Source organism: Melissococcus plutonius ATCC 35311 (assembly GCF_000270185.1).
In the GTDB taxonomy this organism is placed as follows: domain Bacteria; phylum Bacillota; class Bacilli; order Lactobacillales; family Enterococcaceae; genus Melissococcus; species Melissococcus plutonius.
Window position 1 is genome coordinate 1,276,934 of sequence record NC_015516.1, and the last position, 16,586, is coordinate 1,293,519.

Sequence of the window (16,586 nt, forward strand, 5' to 3'; positions counted from 1 at the left end):
TACTAACTAAATTGTATAAATAAATTGTTGGATAAATGATTAATCGAACAGATATTTATTATTGATCTTCCGTTAAAATTCGATAACATGTTCTACTTTCATAAATTTCTCCAGGAAATAAATCGATATTTCCAAATTCTGGAAATTCTTCTGCTCCTGGACAAACTTGGGTTTCAAAGGTAATTCCTCCATGATAAATAAGTGGTTTACCATGTATTAGCCATTTATCAGGTAATTGGGCAGTGAAAATAACAATGGCGGATTGATCTGTAAATACTTCAACAGCGACCCTTTTATCAGGTGCAATTAATTTTGCTTTAGCATTTTTAGTTCCAGGTTTGTTTAAGAAAAATGGATGATCCAATCCATCAACCAATTTATTTTGTTCATTTGTTGATTCAAAAGCCTGCTTTATTGGTGCTACCTTACGAAAATCAAATGGTGAACCTTCAACTGTTCGTTTTTCGCCCGTTGGTAAGGTCGCTTGATCGACGACAGCAAACTGATCTGCCTCTAACATTAACTGATGTTCTGCAACTGATTGACTTGGATCACCTGTTAGATTAAAATACACATGATTCGTTGGATTAAATAAGGTTGGTTGATCAGTTGTTGCTTTATAATTTATAATCCATTCATTATTATTATTAAGTGTATAGGTTACTGAGATTTGCAAGTTCCCTGGAAATCCATTCTCACCATCCTTGCTAGTTAGCGAAAATTCCACACTAACTCGATCTTTCGTTTGACCTGTTAATGCCGTCCAACTTTTTGTTTCAAAACTATCTGGGCCACCATGTAAAGTATTACCTTCTTGTGTATTTATAGCCGCCTGATACCATCTATCTTGAATATTAAACTCGCCTTTTCTAATTCGTCCAGCTACTCGACCAATTGTTGATCCTATATAAGTATCTTTTTCTTGATATTCTTCTGTGGAATCAAATCCAAAAACAATATTTCTTTTTTCGGTCTCTACGGGAACATACAAATTGACAATTCGAGCGCCAAAGGTTGTTACTTCTAAAATGATTCCGTTATTATTTACAAGTGAATACAATTTTTCTTCCTTACCAAAATCTTTTACCCTGATATCCATTCTATCCCTCCATTTTTGAATCCCTTTTCAATTATTTTTAAAAAATAATTTCATAAATAGTGAATCACTTTTTTTCTTTTCTAGGTAAAAAACAATCAATTATTCACTGTTTAATTTTTTTCAAAATTTCTAAACTACTTATTCACACCAGTCAGCCTAACATTATAAAACTGAATATAAATGAATCATTCAAGAAACAAAAAAACAGCAGAACGAATTTCGTTCTGCTGGTTTTTTCTGTTTCAAACAATGATTTTACTGAAAAAGAAACTTTTTAGTACCAACCATTATTCATCCAGAAAGTTTTTGCTTGTTCCCAAGAACCATAACGTTCTGAAACATAGTTTTCAGCAACTTTTTCTTGGTTTGCAGGTGAATAATCACCTTTTAAGTATGAAGCATCTAATTGATATCGACCTATGTATTTCCCATTTGTTGCATTGTATGAGCCACTTGATTCTCTTTGTGCAATCCATTCTTTTGCTGAATTTGAATCGCTCGTTGGCGCACTTGTTTGAGCTGGTGCTTGTTTTTGTACCGTTGATGCTGGTTGAGCAACTGGTGTTGCCTGCATAGTTTTTGGTGTAGCTACAGCTGAATCTACCGTTTTAATTTGTAATTGTTGACCTTCATAAATCATATTTATATTTGAAATTTGATTTTTGTTTGCAACTTCTTGTACATTTGTATGGTTTTTTGCAGCAATACTTGATAATGTATCTCCTGCTTGTACTTTATATAAACTGTCTGCATGAACATTTCCTGCTCCAAGACTTAATCCGATTCCTGCTGCTAGCGTAGTTCCTAATAAAATTGTTTTTAGTGATTTCATATAAATGTGTAATCCCCTTTTAAGTAATTTATTATTCGCCGCTATCAACGACAAGGAATACTTTATCATTTATTTGTATTACATGGGTATTTTTACCATAACAACTTGTATCTTTTGTTACATTCTAATTTCATTTCTGTAAAAAACTGTTTTTTATTTTATACTATTTATTTTAAATTTCATAATATAAAGCTAAATATTTAGCATATTTAGCATTATTTTCTATATAATAGTAAATGAAATCTATTTATTTTAAATACTCTAAAATAATATAAGCCATTTTAAATTTTTACCTTAATGCTATAATAACCATTCAGTATTTTCTATTAAAATAACTATCTCTTTCTAGAAAAAATTTTTTTAATCATATTTCTACTCAATTATAAAAATATACAGATATGACTATTTTAGAATAAACAATTAACAAAAATAAGATTTATTCCATATTACAATTAAATTGATTTTTTATTCTTATAATTTAACTATTAATTATTCTTTGAATAAAAATATTCATTACTATTCTGACTCATGAGTTTTTACGTTTTTTACCAATTGATAAATTGTATATATTATTCGAGTTTTATTTTTTGCTTCTTTACTAAAACAAAAAAGACTTCTTCCAAAAGAAGAAGTCTTTGCAGTATCGACTCACCGATAATTTGCTTATTCTGCAGCGTTTGTGTCTTTGAGTCCATATTTTTTGTTGAAACGATCCACACGTCCATCTGCTTGTGTGAATTTTTGACGTCCTGTATAAAATGGATGAGAGTCAGAAGTAACTTCCACACGAATTAATGGGTAAGTTTTACCATCTTCCCATTTAACAGTTTCTTGCGAGTTTTTTGTTGAACCAGATAAAAATTTAAACCCAGTTGTTGAATCCATGAAGACAACTGGATGATATTCTGGATGAATATTTTGTTTCATTTCTCATTCGCTCCTTTGCCCTGAATCATTTGCTGAGTCAGAGTTGTTTTTTCATTAAACAATTACATTTATTTTAACATAAATTGAATCAAGTTACAATTATCTTTTATAATTTCTTTTAATTTGCTTGCCAAATGAAACATCTTGAAAATTTTCAAAAATATCTTTATTATTTTTTGTTTTCTTTAAACATTGAATAAATTGTTCTGTATAATCTAAAGAGTCTCCAATCATGTGATTTCTTAATTTCCAAACTTCTTCCAAAGATTCAGCATTAACCAACAATTCTTCTTTTCTGGTTCCTGATTTTTTAATATCAATTGCTGGAAATAGTCGTCGTTCTGCTAGTTCTCTTGATAATTGTAATTCCATGTTTCCAGTTCCTTTGAATTCTTCATAAATAACATCATCCATACGACTACCAGTATCAACCAATGCAGTAGCTAAGATTGTCAAGCTACCACCTTCTTCAATATTGCGTGCTGCACCAAAAAATTTCTTAGGTTTGTAAAGTGCTGCAGGATCAATTCCACCACTAAGAGTACGTCCGCTTGGTGGTACTATTAAATTATAGGCACGTGCTAATCGTGTAATGCTATCCATTAAAATAATAACATCTCGCTTATCTTCAACAAGTCGCATAGCACGCTCTAATACCAATTCAGAAATTCGTGTATGATTTTTTGGTAATTGATCAAAAGTTGAAGAAATAACATCACCATTAACACTGCGTTCAAGGTCTGTCACCTCTTCTGGACGTTCATCAATTAATAATAAGATTAATTCAACTTCGGGATGATTCTTAGTAATGCCATTTGCAATTTCTTTTAAAATAGTTGTTTTTCCTGCTTTTGGTGGAGCAACAATTAGTCCTCTTTGGCCAAATCCAACAGGTGCAAAAATATCAATCATACGTGTGGATAGACGTCCAGCTGTAGTTTCCAAACAAAGTTGTCGATTGGGATAAAGAGGCGTTAAAGCTGGAAAATGTGGACGTTCCTTTGCTTCCTCAGGGTCTTTTCCATTTACACTTTCTACATGCATCAAGCCATAATAACGTTCAGATTCTTTAGGCGGTCTGGCTTTGCCAGCTACCTTATCACCATTTCGTAACCCAAAACGTCGAATTTGAGAGGAAGAAATATAAATGTCTTCAGCGCTTGGTCCATAATTAATTGGACGTAAAAATCCATAACCATCTTGAGAGACAATATCTAAAATTCCTTCCATAAAAAAGAAGCCTTGTTTTTCTGCTTGTGCTCGTATAACTGCTAAAGATAGCTCTTTTTTGTTCATTTGGCTATAATAAGGAATTTTAAAATCTTTGGCATAAGCATAAATGTCTTTTAACGTGCTATTTTCTAATTCTGCCATTGTTAGATAATCACTCACCTAGCCACCTCCGGCTCTTTTACCTCTTGTATTTCTTTACTTTCTATCATTTGTATATCGGCACCCAAAGCTGTTAATTTTTCAACAATATGATCATAACCTCGTAGAATATGTTCGATATCGCAAATAGTCGTTTTTCCTTCAGCCATCAAGCCAGCAATAACTAAACACGCACCCGCTCTAAGATCAGAAGCTGTCACTTCAGTACCATATAGTTTATTTGGACCTTCTATACAAATTTTATCTCCCTGAACAGAAATATTGGCACCCATCCGTCTTAATTCAGGAATATGTTTGATTCGTTTTGAATAAATCGTATCTTTAATTTCACCACTTCCAACAGCTTTTAACATCAATGGTGTAATAGGTTGTTGTAAATCTGTTGCAAAACCTGGATAAGGGAACGTTCGAATAGTCGTCATTTTTAACCTAGCTGACGGGTGAACAAAAATACTATCTTCCTTAATCGTCATCTGAACACCCATCTCTTGTAGTTTTGCAAGAAAGCTTTCTAAATGTTCGGAAATTATATTGTGTACTGTTACACCATTACCTACAGCAGCAGCAATTGTTAAGTAGGTACCTGCTTCAATTCGGTCTGGAATAATACAATGATGACAGCCATGTAACTTTTTAACACCCTCGATACGTATTATATCTGTTCCAGCTCCCCGGATATTTGCCCCCATATTATTTAATAAAGTAGCTACATCAATAACATCAGGTTCACGTGCAGCATTTTCAATTATGGTTTTTCCTTTTGCTTTTGTTGCAGCTAGCATCACATTAATTGTTGCACCAATTGAAGTAACATCCATGAAAATGCGACTACCCGTTAAACCTGTTTGTGCAGTCTTTAAATGCATCATTCCTTGTTCGTTAGTGATGGTTGCCCCCAATGCTTCTAACCCTTTTAGATGTAAATTAATTGGGCGCGGTCCCAAATGACAACCACCAGGCATGCCAACTGTACCTTCACCGAATTTGCCTAACAATGCACCCATAAAATAATAGGAAGCTCTTAGACTATTTATTCTGTCCGTTGGCAAGGAAATTGGAATTATTTCTGTTGGATCAATCGTCAATGTATTGCTTTTAAAAATTGTTTTAACATCCATATATTCCAAAATATCAATTAGTGAATAGATATCTTGAATATCTGGGACACCTTCTAAAGTAACTGGTGAATCGGCCAAAATTGCAGCTGGGATTAATGCTACTGCACTATTTTTAGCACCACCGATTGTAACTTCTCCTGATAATGAATGGGACCCATTAATAATTATTTTTTTCATCTATACTTTCACCTATCTATTTAATCAGCAAATTTAAAAAAACAGAATACTCGAATTATTTTAACATACCCAGCAAGAATAAAAAAGTAAACAAGTCACATAAAAATAATTTATATTTTTATAAAATTGAAAAAAGCGTCCTATTCACATTTTTTCTTGGTAGTTCTTAAAAAAACAACAGAATTATTTATTTGTTTTCTATTCATAAGATCTATTGAAATATATGAAAAATATTATTTATAAAGATAATTACAAAGTTTACTAATTATAATGAAAATTTATATGATAAACCAACAAGACTAATCACCCAATTTATTGAAAAATATCTTCATTTCTTTTAATAAAAAAAGTGAAATATTTAACATAATAAAATAAAGACATAGAATAGAGAACAACTTCCATGTCTTTATCTTACCAATATACTTTTAAAAAACGTAATTATCCATTAAATGATAAATTACGCTTTACCTTCAGAACCAAACCAATCAATCCGTTGTTTTACTAATTCAGTGATAGCTTTTGTACCTGGAGCTAATAATTTACGAGGATCAAATCCTTTTCCTTGCAAATCTTTTCCTTCTTCAATATATTCACGTGTTGCTGCAGCAAATGCTTGTTGACATTCTGTATTTACATTAACTTTTGAAATTCCCATTGAGATAGATTTTTGGATTTGATCCATTGGAATACCTGAACCACCATGTAATACTAATGGAATATCACCAACAGCATCTGCAATAGCTTTTAAATGATCAAAAGCTAGGCCATTCCAATTGTCTGGATATGCACCATGAACATTTCCAATACCACAAGCTAAGAAATCAATTCCAGTTGCAACCATTTGTTTGCATTCTTCAATATCAGCTAATTCTCCTGTACCAATAATGCCATCTTCTTCTCCACCAATTGAACCTACTTCACATTCAACAGAAATACCTTTGGCATGAGCTTTTGCTACAACATCTTTTGCTTTTTCAATGTTTTCAGCAAATGGAAGATGTGAACCATCGAACATAACAGAAGTATAGCCAATTTCGATACATTTTAAAGCTGCTTCATAATCACCATGGTCTAAATGGATAGCAACTGGTACGGTAATACCCATTGATTCAACTAGGTCATTTACTAAATCATAGCATACTTGATAACCACCCATATATTTTGCAGCGCCCATAGAAGTTTGAATTAGTACAGGTGCTTGTTTTTCTTCAGCAGCTTCAAGAATTGCTTTTGTCCATTCTAAATCATTTGTATTAAATCCCCCAACTGCATATTTTCCTTTATGTGCAGCGTTAAGAAATTTTGTTCCTGATACTAATGGCATAATAAATTCCTCCCAAGTTTTACAACTTATTTGTTAAGTTTTTCTCTAACTAACAGTTCTATTCTACCAAAATTTTAGAAAATTTTCTACTAAAAAAAATTTTCTTGAAATTTTATTAAATCATTTTTATTATTTTCAATTACTCTTTGGATGTCTATTTTTATAAAATTAGCATTGATATTTTTCTTTTTTTATGAACTTAAAAAAAATAAAGCAATGATTTATAACTATAAATCATTGCTTTATTTTTTAATTATTTTTACCACCTAAAATACTTACAAATGAAAGAAATAAATTGATAAAATCAAGATACAATTGCAATGCTAGAAAAACAGCAACGCCTGTACTTGATGGGACCATTGAATTATAATATACAGAGCGAATTTTTTGATTGTCATAGGCTGTTAAACCAGAGAAAATTAAAACCATTAAAATTGAAATAGCATAATCAACTGGCTCACTATGTAACAGAAAAGCATTCAACAACAAAGCGATGAAAACGCCAAGTAAAGCACTATAAGCCGCATGTCCTAGTGCAGATAAGTCACGTTTAGTAAATACGCCAATCAAGGACATAGCAAAAAAAGTAGCGGCTGTACTAATGAATGCACCAAAAATAGTAGCTTGTGTATATAATTGTAAAGTGACTGCCAAGGTTAATCCATTTAAGAATGAATAAGCGATAAACCCACTCATAGCTAATGTCGGCTGTTTGGCAGCTTTAAAACTCAGCAGCAAGACTAGCGCTATTTCCGCAAGCCAGATAACAGTAAATGCCATTGGTTTAGTGTAGAAAAAGAATAAAACCTGAACTCTAAAAACATTCATCACAAGGTAGGCAACAAGCGCACTAATACTAATTCCAATTCCTAATAAACCATAAATCTTTCCATAAAATTTATTCAATCCTTCTTTAGACTCTATTACTTGATTATTCAATTTACTTCCCTTCTTTCCCAGAATATCTTTCTGTTCAGACCAAATCATCCAATCTTATTTTAACCAAACAATGAATGATTAAAACCTGAAACGACTCATTGAATAAATAAAACAGTTACAAAAACTAATTTACACTAATTATGCATAAAAGACAACATTCTACTTATAAGTTTTAAATTAACTTAAATTTATGAATAAATAATCAATAAGTTATGTTTAATTGATGATTTATATCTTATAAAAAAGCAAAGAATTGAAGATTGTTCAAATAAAATATGAAAAAAAGAATTAAAAAATTAAATAAGTTATTATTTTTCGATAGCTAAGTATTACTTTCTTGATAAATGTCTGAATTATAATCTACTACGAGTTGTATTGCTTAATAAGGTTTCATAAGCTTGTTCAAATTTTTGAACATCACCAGCACCCATAAACATGATAACAGAATCAGTATAGTCAAGTAGTTCAGACATATCTTCTTCTTTAATAACCTGACCACCTTTTTTTATTTTATTACCTAAGTCTTCAATTTTAACATTGCCCTGTGTTTCTCTGGCAGAACCAAAAATATCACAAAGGTAAACATAGTCAGCTAAATCTAAAGCTTTACCAAATTCATCAAGTAAGGCAATAGTCCGTGTAAAAGTATGTGGTTGAAAAACAGCAACAATTTCTTTATTTGGATATTTTTGACGAGCCCCATCAATAGTAGCACTAATTTCTGTCGGATGATGTGCATAGTCATCGATAATTATCATATCACCAATCTGTTTTTCAGTAAAACGGCGTTTTACGCCTTTAAATGTTTTCATCTCTATAGCCACTTCATCCATGTCTAGTTCTTCAAAATAGGCAGCTGCAATTACCCCCAGAGCATTTAAAATATTGTGTTGACCATAGGCAGGTAAATCAAAATGCCCAATAAATTTTCCTTCATAATAAACATCAAATGAAGAGCCCTTTGTTGTTCGTTGAATATTTTTTGCTTGAATATCATCATTTTCATTTACACCATAATAATAAATCGGCACATCTGCGTTTAACTTACGTAAGTATTTATCATCTCCATAAGCAAAAATCCCTTTTTTTACCTGATTAGCTAAAGATTGAAAAGCTGAATATACGTCTTCAATGCTAGTATAATAATCTGGATGATCAAAATCAATGTTTGTCATAATGGCATAATCCGGTGAATAGGATAAGAAATGACGTTGATATTCACAAGCTTCAAATGCAAAGAATTCAGCATCAGGATTTCCATGTCCAGTTCCATCACCAATCAAATAACTTGTCGGTTTGACACCACTAAGCACATGGGCTAATAATCCAGTCGTTCCTGTCTTTCCATGGGCACCTGTTACAGCAATGCTAGTATAACTTTGAATAAATTGACCGATAAAATCATGGTAACGAATGACTTCATTCCCTAGTTTTTTTGCTTGCATTAATTCTTCATTTGTATCAGGAAAAGCATTGCCAGCTATAATTATCATGCCTTTTTTAATATTTTTTGAATTAAATGGTAAAATCGGTATATTTGCCATTTCTAAATTTTTTTGTGTAAAAAAGTATTCTTCAACATCCGATCCTTGTACTTTATATCCTTCTTCATGAAGAATTAGTGCTAAAGAGCTCATACCAGCTCCTTTAATTCCCACAAAGTGATAAACTTGGTCTTTTTGACTCTTATTCATTATCTTCACTTCTCTCTCTAATTAACTTATCAATATAATTTTAGGTTTCATTCAATTTAGAAGAATTATAGAGAACTTATCCTATAATTTTAAAAATAATGAATTGAAAATTGATAAAAAACAGCAATAAACTTGTTGCTCTTTGTTAATTTCACTCACCTATTAAGTTTCAATTTTATTAATTTCATATTAAACAACATTAAGATCTAAAAGTAAAGGAATTTTACTCCCTTGCTCTTTCATTAATGCTTGTTACGAATCAAAATACTTATTTTCTTTCATTTCTAAATTAGAGTCTTCAATCATACCTTCTAATGATTTATCTAGAACGTGTTTTTTTTCTTCAGCAGCTTTCTCTTCCAATTCACTCATTTTTTTACTATACGCTGTTTGATTTTTTGCTTTATCTTTAGCAGTTTTTAATTCTTTTCTGGAACGTGGCAATGAATAATCTGAATGATGACCAAATCTTTTAATATCTGGTCGAATTTGTTGATATTGCCTTCTAGTTACCGATATCTCTGGCATTTTTGAAGTTCTATTGAATTTTTTAACAACTGATTCATTTTCATGTTGTTTTACATTAAAATTTCCGGCTTCTTCAAATAACAAATAAGTAGATTGTTCCTTTTTCATTGCTGCCATTAGTGTATCGTTTGTCATTTCTGCTTTTTCTTGCTCATTTTCTTGTATCAGTGAAGCTGGTGTATAGGTTGGAACAAAAAAAGGATGTTCATCATACAAAGAATCTTTTTGTTTTATCTTTGATGATGGAAAATTATATTGATTTTTCTGCCTAACATCTTTAAAAAGCGATTTTTTTTGAAAATGTTCTGAAGTTGTAAATGAATTTTTTCCTAAATAGTCAGGCAAATCTGATTTATGTTTTGTTAAATGCTCTTGTTTTTGGTCTTTTTTAGGATGATTACCTCCTATTGGCATAGAAGATGAATTCTTTTTCTTTTCTGCCACATTTTTAGATGAAAGAGGACTTAACCCAAAGGCAGGTCCATCTGTAATTAATGGTTCATCTTGGAAAAGTACATGTTCACTGCTTATTGGTAATTTTACACCCAGTTCATCGCTATAAGCTGGAAACCTAAAATGCTTTCTCTTCACCTGTGTAGCATTTGACATTTCTTTCATTCCTTTTCACATTCTTTCTGTCATTCTAGCATAGAATAATAAAATGCAAAATAATTTCTATGTTTTTTATGAAAATTTTTGCCTTTTTTTACACAAATTACAAATTATTTCAATTCATTTAAAGCTTTGTTTTAAAACTGTTAACTATGCAATATATGCAAGCATTAGTCATGAATTCACCAACTAATTTTTTGTAAAAATTACTTTTACAAATTTCATTGAAAATTTAATTTGTGTTTTTCTATTAATTTGGTAAAAATAAAAAAGAGAACAAGGTAATTTCCTTGTTCTTTTTCAACATTTTACCAAATAGATGATGACTAAAGATAAATAGAATTTAACCAAACATAAAAGTAGTATTGTTGTAAGTTAAGGATGCTTTTTCATTAGCTTAATTGTATTTAACAGCTATTTTCATATATTATGAATTGTACTAAGATATTTGCCCTCTTTAAAAGAAACAACATAATAGTTTTCTGTCTTATTTTTACTTGTTGTCACAACTTCCCAGGCAGGTTTTCCTTTGTAAATACCTAGTGAGGCTTTCTTTATGGATTCCTCAGGTGATTGCTGTTGAACAAGTTGTCTTACTGCCTCTTCTGTTAGTCCATCTTTTTGATTTAAAACAGTTATTTTTCCACTTTTCTTAGGAATAATAACAGCAATCTCTTTTCCATCTTTTTCTTTTCCAGTTAAGCTGAAATAGACTTTCTTACGAGAAAATTGATAAAAATGATCGACTTCACTTAAATTTGTATGCTGTCTAGCAATTGCTATTGCTTCTTTTTTCGCTTGCTCAATTGGTTGGTTTGAGCGGGTAAGTAAAATGATACTAATAACAATTATAGCTAGAAGAATGACAATTAGACCTAAAAGAAAGGTAACCCTTTTCTTCTCTTTTTTTTCTTCTAGTTCTTCCAATATCTCCATCATCCCTTCATTAAATAGCTGATTTTTATTATAACAGATAATCTGTTCTTTAAGATAGTTGTAGTCAAAATATTTCTATTTATCCTAAAAATTCTTTTAAATCTTGTAAAATATCCTCAAAGGGTAATTCTTTTATTGGTAATTTTTTAGGGAATACTTTTAAAATTTTATTACTATAGTTTGCAGCAATCAATCGACGATCTAATACCAATAGCGCACCTCGATCCTCCTTAGAGCGAATTAATCTACCCAACGCTTGCCTAAGTTTTAAAGCAGCTTTAGGCAAGGATACTTCATTAAATGGCTGAAGTCCCTTGGCTTCCAAGTAAGTATATTTTGCCTTGATAGAAGGTCTATTCGGATTCTCAAAGGGCAATCTAGTTACAATTAATAATTGTAATGTATCTCCTGGTAGGTCTATCCCTTCCCAAAAGCTATCTGCACCCAGTAGAACACATTTCTTAGATTGCATGAAACGTCTTAAAATTTTTTCCCGATTTCCACTAATTCCCTGTGCAAGTATTTCATTTCCTTGTTCTATAAAAATCGGTTGTAACAATTGATAAACGATTGTCAGCAATTCAAGTGAAGTAAATAAAACTAGGATTGATCGATCTTCTTTATTCAATAATGCATTAATAATTGAAGCGATATACTTGGCAAATTCATTGGTGCTTTGTTCTTTAATTTGCAAGGCCTCTTGAGGAATATAAAGGCGTACATTTTCTTCATAATCATAGGGATCCGGTAAACGCTTAACAGAAGTTGAAGTAATTGGTAACCCTAATTGTGAAGATAAATAATTTTTATTTTTGTCAAACATAATTGTTCCACCAGTATAAACGATTCGCTCATAACGCTCATACCAAGATGTGGCCGGTAAATGATCCGCCTCTAAGTCTTTGACACTTAAGATTCCTTGTCTATCATTAATCGCAGTATAGGTTTTAATCCAACGCGCTTGCCAATGATTTATAAATAGATCGAAGCATTGATTTATCAAAACTACTTGATCAAATAGTAAAAATAAACGAACAAAATAAAGACGGTCAGATCGCTTAAATTCTTCAATATGTTTATAAATAATTGTCTGTATTTTTGTTTGTAACTCAAGCATTTCTTTCAAGATAATTTGAACAGTTTGAAGAGCCTTTTCTCCTTCAATAGAAAGATGAGCAAGTAAACTTTGTGAAATTAATTGTTCCTGTTGTTTTTCATTTTTTGTCTTTGTTAAATCTGCTAATTCACTAAAAAAATCAGAAATCTCTTCAGATAAATCAACAAGTGCAGTTTGATAAATCTTTAAATAATGTTTAATCGAGATATGTGCTGTCAATATCGTTTGTAATTTTTTAAAAAGTTGTTCTTTATCTCGAAAATGCAGCCATTGTTTTTTAAAAGACAAACTGTTCAATCGATAACTCGCAACAAATTCATTAATTTCTGGCAAATGTTGAGCTTCATCAATAATTAAATAGGGACTCCTAGGAAGAAGAGGTTCTTCTCGCATAGATTCCTGAATCAAAAATGCGTGATTAACAATCAACACATTACTTTGCACCATTTTTTTATACAGATAACGTACAAAATCTTCATCATAAAGTGGATGTTTTTGGATTAAAAACTGGATGCCACGGTGCTGAACTTCTTGCCAAAATATATAGTTGAAGTTTGTCAGCTGTAGCTCATCTAAATCACCAGTTTCAGTTTGAAGTAGCCAAACCAATAACTTCATTTGATACAGCCCATATTGCTTTTGTTTTATTGGATGTGCTAGCGTTTCTTTGAAACTTTGTAAATCTAAATAATGACGATGACTTTTAATTATTGTTGCTTGTAAGCAGTAAGGAGAAATTTGGTTAGATATTTTAATATTTTTCTGTAATAGCTGATTTTGTAATAAGATGGAAGCCGTACTAATTACCAATGGTCTTTCATTTGTGACAAGATAACTAAGTGGAAATAAATAACCAAATGTTTTTCCAATCCCTGTGGGTGCTTCAATAAATAAATTTTTAGAAGTTTCTTGTTCAGTAAAGTGTCTATAAACTAAATTCATCATTTGTGCTTGCTCAGTTCGATAAGTAAATGATAAATCAGCAAATAGTTTTTCTTTTCCCCTTTTTGTTTTTGGATAAGATTGCTTTTTATACAGATCATATTCATAGGTGGGGATCTCCTTTTTACGTAACGCCAATCCTCCAACGATATGAATCGTTTCATCTAATGCGACTGGGTGTTCCTTCATTTTTTTATAGATTGCTTGAATATACTCTCCAGTTTGTCTAACCAATTGTTCACCTAATTGACTTATCTTTTCCATAGTTATTAATGGTAAAGTATACATTTTTTGTTCAATTATCAACAGCAATTCTGCTGTTACCTGGGCATCACTATCTGCTTGATGTGGATGATTATGTAAAAGGCCTAAACTACTTGAAAGATCACTCAGGCGAAAACTCCTTTCAGTTGGCAAAAAAATCTGTGCCAGCTCTACTGTATCAATAGCATCAATAGTTAATGGAGGTAGTCCACATCTAACCAATTCATGAGATAAAAACCGATAATCAAAATGAACATTATGTGCAACAAAAATAGTATCTGTTAATAAATTAAAAATCATTATAGCAATATCTTCAAAATAAGGTGCCTTTTGTACTCTTGCATTACTAATACCAGTTAAATGTTGAATCTGTTTAGGAATGATACGATTTGGATTAACATCTGTACCAATGTGTGAAACGATCTCACCGTTTTCAATCAATACACAGCCAAATTGAATAATACGATCAACTGTTGGATCTACTCCTGTTGTTTCTAGATCGACAACAGCATAGATAGGGCCTTTTGCCATTGGCTTTCACGCCTTTCATTTATCTAAAAAAATTATACTACAAAAATAATTAATTACACGAATATTTTAGTTAATAAATTAACAACTAGCTGAAAATTTACAAGGATAACACTAGATACCATTCATCTTAATACCTAGAGAATAGTGAACTACAAAATTTATCTTGATAAATAAGTCATTTTTTAAACAAGCAGTTAGATATCATTAAACCTATTTAATAATTTTTAACTATCTTTTTTTAAAATTTAATTTATTTTTTAAGTTTATGAATATTAGGTTTAAATTAATTTTACCTGACCAGCTTTTATGCTCTTTAACTAGAATAATTTAAATGGTTGAAAAATTTTTCTTAGGTAATATCAATATTTTTCATCTATTATTTTTTAATACTCATTCATTAAATAGTGAAAATCGATAAAGATCATTAGCTAGCCAATGATCCTTATCGATTATTCCTTTTAAATAGCATATCAAACAAATAGAATTTACAATAGAAAAATAAAGCAAAATAAAAAGGTTTAGTTGTAAACTATTTTTTCTAATATTGCTTAAAAGTGTTAGCTGATATTCAAAGCATCCACCTTTAAACTGTTACTCATGACTTAGAATATCATTCTAGAATCGTTTTTGAATGTCTATTTAATCTTTTTTATCCAGGAGTTGTTTATTCACTAAGAGAGGAATCTTCCTCAACAGACACATTTTTTTTATTTTTTTCTTTATTATTTCTACGAGCAATGGCCGGCAAAATCATACCTAATAAAATTAATACAATTGGCGTAAGAATATTAGAGATTAGCTGAAATAGCCAAGCTTGTGGATCCGAATGAAAATCAATTTTTGGTATCATTCCTAAAAAACAAGCAACAACTGTAAATGAGAAACACCATAAGCCAAAAATAAATCCAAGTATAGGATTTTTAACAAACTTATACTCTGAATTAAATTTTTTGTAAGCTTTATTAAGTAGCATATAAGCTAAAAATACCCATAAATAACGCATTGGCATAACGATTGAATTTAAGTTAGTCAACCATTTAACCAATTCATTAATATTCTTTATACCGAACAAAGGCAAGATAATAATAATACTCACTAGTGTTCCTGTTAATAAATACCCATTAACCAATGTTCCTTTTTTACTTTTTTTACGCAGCCATGCAGGAATAAATTCAGGGTCAGCATCTGCTAGTAAAATTTTTAGTGGAGCATCAATAGAAAAAGCTAATGCAGCAATTTGGCCCATACCATTTGTTATCGCATAAATAATCATTAATAAATTACCTATGCCATAATAATGCCCTAACAATTGAAAAGCACTATAGGCACCATTAGCCATTAAATCTTTTGGAATATTGTTACTTGCAAATAGCATCCCCATAGCCAAAGAACCTAGAATTGCTGAACCACCAACCATAATTGCCAAGAAGATCATGCCTTTTGGAAATTCTTTTGCTGGATTTTTCATTTTATTAACATATGGAGAAATCTTCTCTGATCCTCCCACTGCAAAGACCAACATAGAAATCGTGGTAAAATAACTTAAATTAAACGTGGGAATATATGTTTTTATCTGATTCATATGAGGTGTAGCAAAGGTTACAGATTGGTTGATCATAGGTGCACCAATGGCAAATAAGATGAATAATAGTGACATAATTAAGGTAGCCGTTCCAGCCAACCCACCAATAATTTTTAATGTCGCAAACCCTCTTGTTGCCAATAATAAAAAAGTTAAGAAAATAATTAACGAAAGAATAGAAAGTTTTACCATAGAAAAGTTATTAATAATCTCACCATTTCCCTTGATGACCCAACCAAATGCAATTAAAATTAATTGTGTTTTTTGTGCTAAATAAGGAATATGAACGACCCAATAAGTCCAGGCAGCATAATAAGCTAAACGTTTTGTACTTGTCTGCTGTACCCATGAACTTACACCTCCATTGCTATTTTTAAAAGTAGAACCTAATTGACCTACAATGAGTACATAAGGAATAAAGAAAATAATCAATACGATAAACCAAGAGGTAACAACAGAGAGGCCTTGTTGTGCATAATTATTTACAACATTTCCTATTGACCAGATCATATTAAAAGCAATCAGTTCAACCGTAAACCAACGTAGCTGACTTTCTTTCATGAAAATATAAC

12 protein-coding genes are annotated in these 16,586 nt (G+C 31.0%); all 12 read right to left on the bottom strand.

Annotated elements, in window-relative coordinates:
* Positions 1 to 58: 58 nt before the first annotated feature.
* Entirely contained in the window at positions 59 to 1,099 is a 1,041-nt protein-coding gene (locus MPTP_RS05395; RefSeq protein ID WP_013774090.1) for an aldose epimerase family protein, read from the bottom strand.
* A 274-nt stretch (positions 1,100 to 1,373) separates the two neighbouring features.
* A complete protein-coding gene (gene apf, locus MPTP_RS05400; RefSeq protein WP_013774091.1) occupies positions 1,374 to 1,931 on the bottom strand; it encodes an aggregation-promoting factor in 558 nt (185 codons plus the stop codon).
* A gap of 663 nt (positions 1,932 to 2,594) precedes the next feature.
* A complete protein-coding gene (locus tag MPTP_RS05405; RefSeq protein ID WP_013774092.1) occupies positions 2,595 to 2,858 on the bottom strand; it encodes a type B 50S ribosomal protein L31 in 264 nt (87 codons plus the stop codon).
* A 99-nt stretch (positions 2,859 to 2,957) separates the two neighbouring features.
* Entirely contained in the window at positions 2,958 to 4,250 is a 1,293-nt protein-coding gene (rho, locus tag MPTP_RS05410; RefSeq protein ID WP_013774093.1) for a transcription termination factor Rho, read from the bottom strand.
* The gene (locus MPTP_RS05415) at positions 4,247 to 5,545 is read right to left on the bottom strand and encodes a UDP-N-acetylglucosamine 1-carboxyvinyltransferase (protein ID WP_013774094.1); all 1,299 of its coding nucleotides are present in this window, start codon (positions 5,543 to 5,545) and stop codon (positions 4,247 to 4,249) included. Before MPTP_RS05415 ends, rho begins: the two co-directional genes overlap by 4 nt.
* A 457-nt stretch (positions 5,546 to 6,002) precedes the next feature.
* Positions 6,003 to 6,869 carry a class II fructose-bisphosphate aldolase gene (locus MPTP_RS05420; RefSeq protein WP_013774095.1) on the bottom strand — a complete coding sequence of 289 codons (867 nt, stop codon included), beginning with the start codon at positions 6,867 to 6,869 and terminating at the stop codon, positions 6,003 to 6,005.
* Between the two features lie 249 nt (positions 6,870 to 7,118).
* On the bottom strand, positions 7,119 to 7,808 hold the full coding sequence (locus MPTP_RS05425; protein WP_013774096.1) for a Bax inhibitor-1/YccA family protein: 690 nt from the start codon (positions 7,806 to 7,808) through the stop codon (positions 7,119 to 7,121).
* Between the two features lie 353 nt (positions 7,809 to 8,161).
* Complete coding sequence (gene murC / locus MPTP_RS05430; protein ID WP_013774097.1) at positions 8,162 to 9,502, bottom strand: UDP-N-acetylmuramate--L-alanine ligase; 1,341 nt, start codon at positions 9,500 to 9,502, stop codon at positions 8,162 to 8,164.
* Positions 9,503 to 9,754: 252 nt separating this feature from the next.
* On the bottom strand, positions 9,755 to 10,648 hold the full coding sequence (locus tag MPTP_RS05435) for a hypothetical protein (RefSeq protein WP_231849627.1): 894 nt from the start codon (positions 10,646 to 10,648) through the stop codon (positions 9,755 to 9,757).
* 414 nt (positions 10,649 to 11,062) lie between these two features.
* Entirely contained in the window at positions 11,063 to 11,581 is a 519-nt protein-coding gene (locus tag MPTP_RS05440; protein ID WP_172956605.1) for a cell wall elongation regulator TseB-like domain-containing protein, read from the bottom strand.
* 76 nt (positions 11,582 to 11,657) lie between these two features.
* Entirely contained in the window at positions 11,658 to 14,432 is a 2,775-nt protein-coding gene (locus tag MPTP_RS05445) for a helicase C-terminal domain-containing protein (RefSeq protein WP_013774100.1), read from the bottom strand.
* A gap of 664 nt (positions 14,433 to 15,096) precedes the next feature.
* On the bottom strand, positions 15,097 to 16,575 hold the full coding sequence (locus tag MPTP_RS05450) for an APC family permease (protein ID WP_013774101.1): 1,479 nt from the start codon (positions 16,573 to 16,575) through the stop codon (positions 15,097 to 15,099).
* Between the last annotated feature and the right edge of the window lie 11 nt (positions 16,576 to 16,586).

Excerpts from the sequence above, each read along its gene's own strand:
- MPTP_RS05395 (WP_013774090.1), bottom strand. The coding sequence starts at position 1,099 with ATGGATATCAGGGTAAAAGATTTTGGTAAGGAAGAAAAATTGTATTCA.
- apf (WP_013774091.1), bottom strand. The coding sequence starts at position 1,931 with ATGAAATCACTAAAAACAATTTTATTAGGAACTACGCTAGCAGCAGGA.
- MPTP_RS05405 (WP_013774092.1), bottom strand. The coding sequence starts at position 2,858 with ATGAAACAAAATATTCATCCAGAATATCATCCAGTTGTCTTCATGGAT.
- MPTP_RS05415 (WP_013774094.1), bottom strand. The coding sequence starts at position 5,545 with ATGAAAAAAATAATTATTAATGGGTCCCATTCATTATCAGGAGAAGTT.
- MPTP_RS05420 (WP_013774095.1), bottom strand. The coding sequence starts at position 6,869 with ATGCCATTAGTATCAGGAACAAAATTTCTTAACGCTGCACATAAAGGA.
- murC (WP_013774097.1), bottom strand. The coding sequence starts at position 9,502 with ATGAATAAGAGTCAAAAAGACCAAGTTTATCACTTTGTGGGAATTAAA.
- MPTP_RS05435 (WP_231849627.1), bottom strand. The coding sequence starts at position 10,648 with ATGAAAGAAATGTCAAATGCTACACAGGTGAAGAGAAAGCATTTTAGG.
- MPTP_RS05440 (WP_172956605.1), bottom strand. The coding sequence starts at position 11,581 with ATGATGGAGATATTGGAAGAACTAGAAGAAAAAAAAGAGAAGAAAAGG.
- MPTP_RS05445 (WP_013774100.1), bottom strand. The coding sequence starts at position 14,432 with ATGGCAAAAGGCCCTATCTATGCTGTTGTCGATCTAGAAACAACAGGA.
- MPTP_RS05450 (WP_013774101.1), bottom strand. The coding sequence starts at position 16,575 with ATGAAAGAAAGTCAGCTACGTTGGTTTACGGTTGAACTGATTGCTTTT.